4 protein-coding genes are annotated in these 6,090 nt (G+C 76.9%); 1 reads left to right on the plus strand and 3 read right to left on the minus strand.

From position 1 onward, the window contains the following. Window positions 1–232: 232 nt before the first annotated feature. From purH to ACERUJ_RS07760, 3 genes are all read right to left on the minus strand, one after another. Window positions 233–1,813 carry a bifunctional phosphoribosylaminoimidazolecarboxamide formyltransferase/IMP cyclohydrolase gene (gene purH / locus ACERUJ_RS07750; RefSeq protein WP_370247929.1) on the minus strand — a complete coding sequence of 527 codons (1,581 nt, stop codon included), beginning with the start codon at window positions 1,811–1,813 and terminating at the stop codon, window positions 233–235. A gap of 115 nt (window positions 1,814–1,928) precedes the next feature. Continuing rightward, window positions 1,929–2,606 carry a phosphoribosylglycinamide formyltransferase gene (gene purN, locus ACERUJ_RS07755; RefSeq protein WP_370247926.1) on the minus strand — a complete coding sequence of 226 codons (678 nt, stop codon included), beginning with the start codon at window positions 2,604–2,606 and terminating at the stop codon, window positions 1,929–1,931. Window positions 2,607–2,653: 47 nt separating this feature from the next. Then, window positions 2,654–3,952: a DUF6350 family protein gene (locus ACERUJ_RS07760; protein WP_370247927.1), complete on the minus strand. Its 1,299-nt coding sequence runs from the start codon at window positions 3,950–3,952 to the stop codon at window positions 2,654–2,656. A gap of 107 nt (window positions 3,953–4,059) precedes the next feature. Between ACERUJ_RS07760 and ACERUJ_RS07765 the strand changes: the two genes are divergently transcribed. Beyond that, a complete protein-coding gene (locus tag ACERUJ_RS07765; protein ID WP_370247928.1) occupies window positions 4,060–5,961 on the plus strand; it encodes a sigma factor-like helix-turn-helix DNA-binding protein in 1,902 nt (633 codons plus the stop codon). The last annotated feature ends 129 nt before the right edge of the window (window positions 5,962–6,090 follow it).

The raw sequence follows: 6,090 nt of genomic DNA on the forward strand, positions 1-6,090 counted from the left end.
AGCGAGCGTCACGAGGCGCCCGCACCCGACAACCCACCCCGCCCCAGCGCCGACCCCACCTCGCTGCGTCTCGTGACGGCGCCGGGGCGCCTCCTCGACGACCGTCGACGGCACGGGCGCCTCCTCGACCACCGGCGCGGGCACGGTCGGCGAGGAGCGAGCGCCAGCGAGCGTCACGAGACGCCCGCACCCGACCGACCGCGTCCCCCGGACGAACGCCCGGCAGGCGCTCTCAGTGGAAGAAGTGGCGGGTGCCGGTGAAGTACATCGTCACGCCGGCCGCCTCGCAGGCGGCGATGGTGAGCTCGTCGCGCACCGAGCCGCCGGGCTGCACGATCGCGGCGACCCCGGCGTCGATGAGCAGCTGCGGGCCGTCCTCGAAGGGGAAGAAGGCGTCGGAGGCCACGACGGCGCCGCGGGCCCGCTCCGCGCCGTCGGCGAGGCTGTTGGCGCGCTCGATCGCGAGCTTGCAGGAGTCGACGCGGTTCACCTGGCCCATGCCGATCCCCACCGAGGCGCCGTCCTTGGCGAGCAGGATCGCGTTCGACTTCGCCGAGCGGCAGGCGCGCCAGGCGAAGGCGAGGTCGGCGAGGACCTCCGGGGAGGCCGCCTCGCCCGTGGCGAGCGTCCAGGACGCCGGGTCGTCACCGGGGGCGTCGACGCCGTCGGTCTGCTGGAGCAGCAGGCCGCCGGAGACCGGGCGCATCTCGACCCCGCCGCGGGTGAGCGGCTCGGCCACGAGGATGCGGATGTTCTTCTTGCCTTGCAGCACCTCCACGGCGCCGTCCTCGTAGCCGGGGGCGACGATGACCTCGGTGAAGACCTCGGCCACCTGGCGCGCCATCTCGACCGAGACCGGACGGTTGGCGGCGATCACGCCGCCGAAGGCCGACACCGGGTCGCACTCGTGGGCGCGGCGGTGGGCCTCGGCGATGTCGGTGCCGACGGCGATGCCGCACGGGTTGGCGTGCTTGATGATCGCCACGGCCGGCTCGTCGAAGTCGTAGGCGGCGCGCCGGGCGGCGTCGGTGTCGACGTAGTTGTTGTACGACATCTCCTTGCCGTGCAGCTGCTCCGCACCCGCGAGGCCGGCGGCGCCGTGGCCGCTGCGGTACAGCGCGGCGCTCTGGTGCGGGTTCTCGCCGTAGCGCAGCACGGCGTCGCGGCTCCACGTCGCGCCCACCCAGGCCGGGAACCCGGTGTCCCCGCTGGTGTCGGTCAGCACGCTGCCCATCCAGGAGGCGACCGCGACGTCGTAGGAGGCGGTGTGCACGAAGGCCTCGGCGGCGAGCGCCTTGCGCTCGGCGTAGGTGAAGCCGCCGGCGGCGGCCGCGGCGAGCACGTCGTCGTAGCGCGCCGGGGAGGTGACGACGGCGACCGAGGGGTGGTTCTTGGCGGCCGCCCGCACCATCGAGGGGCCGCCGATGTCGATCTGCTCGACGCACTCGTCCACGCTCGCGCCCGAGGCGACGGTCTGGGTGAAGGGGTAGAGGTTCACCACGACGAGGTCGAAGGGCTCCACCTCGAGCTCGGCCAGCTGCGCGACGTGGTCGTCGAGGCGGCGGTCGGCCAGGATGCCGGCGTGCACGCGGGGGTGCAGGGTCTTGACCCGGCCGTCGAGGCACTCCGGGAAGCCGGTGAGGTCCTCGACCTTGGTGACGGGCAGGCCGAGGTCGGCGATGAGCTTGGCCGAGCCTCCGGTGGACACCAGCGCCACGCCGGCGGCGTCGAGGCCGCGGACGAGGTCCTCCAGGCCGGTCTTGTCGTAGACGGAGACGAGGGCCCGCTTGAGCGGGATCCGGTCGGGCTGCACGGGCACGGGGGCTCCTGAGGGTGGGTCGCGTCGGAGCGGGGCACCCAGGCGGACGATGCCTCCGACGGTCACTCCCCGGTGGTCCCCCACCTGCGCCAGTCGTGTGGGCCCGATCCTAGCTGCTGGAGGGGGTCGCCCGCGTCCCGAGCCGCACCCGGCGGCCCTCCACCCGGAAACCGTCGCGCACCATCGCCCCGACGGCGTCGACGAGCATCCGCCGCTCGGCGGCCTTGATCCGCTCGTGCAGGGTGGCGACGTCGTCGTCGTCGAGCACGGGCACGGCGGTCTGGGCCACGATCTGGCCGGTGTCGACGCCGGCGTCGACCAGGAACAGCGTGGCGCCGGTGACCTTGACGCCGTACTCCAGGGCGTCGCGCGGGCCGTGCATGCCCGGGAAGGACGGCGACAGCGCGGGGTGGGTGTTCACGGTGCGGCCGCCGAAGCGGTCGAGGAACGCCGGGCCGACCAGCTTCATGAAGCCGGCGAGCACCACGAGGTCGGGGTCGTGCGCGGCGACGTCGGCCGCCAGCGCGTGGTCCCAGGCGGCCCGGTCGGGGTGGTCGGCCAGGGGTCGCACGAAGGTGGGCACCCCGGCGCGCTCGGCCCGGGCGAGGCCCTCCACCCCGCCGCGGTCCGCACCGACGGCCACGACCTGCGCGCCCCAGGCGGGGTCGGCGGCGGCGTCGAGCAGTGCCTGCAGGTTGGTGCCGCCGCCGGAGACGAGCACCACCAGTCGCGCGGGCCGGGAGGGCCCGGCGGGGCCGGGGGCGGGCTGCGGGGGGTGGCCGGACACGGGCCCAGACCCTACCGGGGCGCCGGGACGGGGTCGGGCGGGCCGGGTCAGTCCGGGTCGGCGAGCCGTTCGCCGCGACGCACCCACAGCGTCACGACGGCGGCGCCGAGCACCGCCCCCACCGCCACGGCGGGCACGGCGTGCAGGGTGGTCTGCAGGGCGAAGGGGCCGACCTCGCGCATGCGGCCGGGACCCACCGCCCCGCCGGCGAGGGCGGCGGCGAGACCGAGCACCAGCCCGGTCGCGACCCCGGCGGCCAGCACGGGGGCGAGCGCGTCGTCCCAGCGCACGACGGGATCGCGCCACCGGTGCCGACCGGCCACGAGGGCCGCCACGAGCGGGACGACCGCGATGGTCCACGCCGTCCAGCCCGGGGGTGCCCCGGGGTCCGGCAGCGCCGCGAGCATCGGGAAGTCGGGCAGCGGCCCGAGGGTCACGGTGCCGGTGCTCACCACGGTGCCGGTCCCGACCGCGAAGCCCGGCCCGAGCAGGTAGGCGGTGGTGCAGGCGAGCGCGTTGGGCAGCAGCACCAGGCTCAGCACGACGAGCGCGGCGACGGCACCGGCGTCGGCGTGCAGGCGGGAGACGACGTTGGCGGCGGTGGCGAAGTCGCGCACGAGCGCCACGAGGAACCACACCAGGGCGACCAGCGCGAGTCGCAGCAGGAGCAGGCGGGTGAGCGCGGCGGCCTCGCGCAGGCCGTACGGCACGCGGGCGAGGGTGACCGCCGCCCGGCCCGATCCGACGGCGATGCCGGGCAGGGCGAGCAGCAGGGTGAGCAGGACCGCGGCGCCGAGCACGCGCGGGGTCGAGGGGGCGGTGACGGCGTCGCCCGCCAGCGTCGTGGCCAGGGCGGCGAGCACGACGTAGCCGGTGCCGAACATCAGGGTGGCGGTGGGCACGACGAGGTCGCGCTGACCGTCGCCCAGGCGGGCGGCGTCGGGGCCGTGGCCGGAGACCGCCTCCCCCACGCGCACCGCGGAGCGCCAGGTGGACCACGCCACCAGCAGCGTCAGGCCCCACGGCACGAGGGTGACCGCACTGCCCTCGACGCGCAGTCCGGAGCCGTGGGCGGCCGCCCAGGCGAGGGCACCGACCCGCAGGCCGTCGCGCGGGGAGCCGTGCGCGCCGCCGTCGGTGAGGAACCAGCCGATCACCCCGAGCGCCGCGCACACCACCAGCACCCCGCCCGCGGCGACGACGCCGCCGAGCAGCGCGGTGGCCACCAGGGGCCGGCGGCCCGGTCGCAGGGTGAGGTCGGCGCGCACCTCCGCCGCGGGGCGGCGACCGCCGGCGGCGGGGCCCGCGGAGGGCGTGGACGGGGTGCGACCGGTGCTCAGGACCATGACCGCTCCATCTTGACCGGCGGGGACCCGGCCCCGGGGTGCGCCACGCCGGGGACCCCCGCGCCGGGGCGGGAGGACCGACGCCCGTCGACTACGGTGGACCCACCATGCGCGATGCTGCGGAGTTCGACGACTTCTACCGCGCGGCCCGAGAGCCCCTGCTGGTGCAGACCTTCGCCCTCACCGGCGACCTCGGCGCCGCGCGTGCCGGCGTGCGCGACGCCTTCGTCGCCGCCTGGCACCACCGCGCCAAGCTGGCCCGTCACCCCGACCTCGACAGCGTGATGGCCTGGCTGCGGCCGGTGGCGTGGCGCTTCGCCCGACGCCGCCACGCCCTCGCCGTGTGGCACCGCGACCGTGGCGGCGACGCCGCGATCCGCGAGATCGTGGATGCGCTCGCCGCGCTCCCCCACCGGCAGCGGGAGGCGGTGATCCTCGCGCAGCTGGCCGAGGTCTCCCTGGCCGAGATCGGCCGCGAGCTCGGCGTGCCGGTGGCGCGCGCCGAGATCGAGCTGCAGGCCGGCACCGACCGGCTCTCGCTGCTGCTCGACACCCCGGCCGCCGACCTGCGGCGCACCTTCGACCTGCTGGCCTCCTCGTGCGAGGAGGCCGTGACCTGGCCCCGCGGCCCGCTCGTGCGGCGCTCCGGCACCGCGCGACAGCGCCTGTACGCCGTCACCGGCGCACTGGTGGTGGTCGGAGCGTTCCTCGGCAGCGGCGTCGTCGTGGCCGACGAGCAGGCGCCGCTCTCGGCCCTGGACCGCGACCACGCCGAGAACCACCGGGACACCCCGGACCTGCGCCCACCTGAGGAGACCCTGCCCACCACGGTGGCGCTCTCGGCCGCCGACGTCGTCGCGGCCTACCCCGACCGCCGCTGGAACGTGGCCCGCACCGACGACAACACCGAGGGATCCGGACGGGTCTTCCCCTGCCAGCGCGCCCGCTTCGCCGACCCCGCCGGCGCCGCCACCCTGGTGCGCACCCTGCGCGCCGCCCCCGGGGAGGCGGCCACCACCGGCGGCGACCGCGACCGCCGGGAGGCGCGGCGCGCCGCGCGTCGCATGACGGTGGCCCACGTCGTCGAGGTCTCCCGCACCCCCCGGGCCGCCGAGCGCGCCTTCGACCGGCTCACCACCTGGTTCGCCGACTGCGGCGACCCGCGGGTGCAGCTGCTCGCCACCCGCACGCCCGCCGCGGTGGGCGAGGAGTCGCTGCAGTGGGTGCTGCGCTCCTACGAGCGCCCGGTCTCGACCTACGTCGCCGGGATCGCGCGCTCGGGCCTCACCACCACCGTCACACTGGTCGCGACCGAGGGGCAGTCCCGCCCCGACCGCGACGCCGCCGCCCGCCTGCTCGCCACCGCGGTCGACAGCGCCTGCACGGTGCCCGACGGCGGCGCCTGCGCCGACGACGAGCCGCGGCTCACCGACCGCGACCCGGTACCGATCGGCCGCACCCCCGCCCTCATCTCCGAGGTGGACCTGCCGCCGGTGCGCGGCGTCCCCGACCCCTGGGTCGGCACCCCGCCGGCCGGGGTCGTCACCAACCCGGCCGCCTCGGCGTGCGACAACACCCGGTTCACCGGCAAGGTCGCCGGCGAGCCGGTGCGACGGGCCACGAGCCGGACCTTCGTCATCCCCCAGGCCGACCTCCCGCAGGAGTTCGGCCTCTCCGAGACCGTCGGCGCCCTGCCCGCCCGGGCGGCCGCCGCGTTCGTCGACCGGATCCGCGACCGCCTGGCCAGCTGCGCCGACCGCGAGCTGAACACCGAGGTCGCCAAGGTCGCGGGCCTCGACCGCGGCCCCCGCAGCCTCGACGCCTGGCGTCTGGACATCGCGCTCACCGACACCCGCAGCATCACCTTCTACATGGCCGTCCTGCGCCACGGCACCGCCGTCGCCCAGATCGGCTTCCTGCCCGCCGGCGGCGCCCGCCTCGAGAACGGCGCGTTCGTGCTGCTCGCCGAGCGTGCGCTCGAGCGCCTGCCCGCGCTCCCCGCCCCCTGAGGTCGGGCGAGCGCCCCTCCACCCCCCACGAACCGCCACGACCCGCCAGGAGCCCCATGCCGACGCCCCGCCCCCGCGCCGCGATCGCCGCCGGCGCGCTCGCGCTGCTGCTCGGCTCCGGCACCGCCG

Origin of the sequence: Nocardioides sp. (assembly GCF_964228225.1) — a bacterium.
In the GTDB taxonomy this organism is placed as follows: Bacteria; Actinomycetota; Actinomycetes; order Propionibacteriales; family Nocardioidaceae; genus Nocardioides.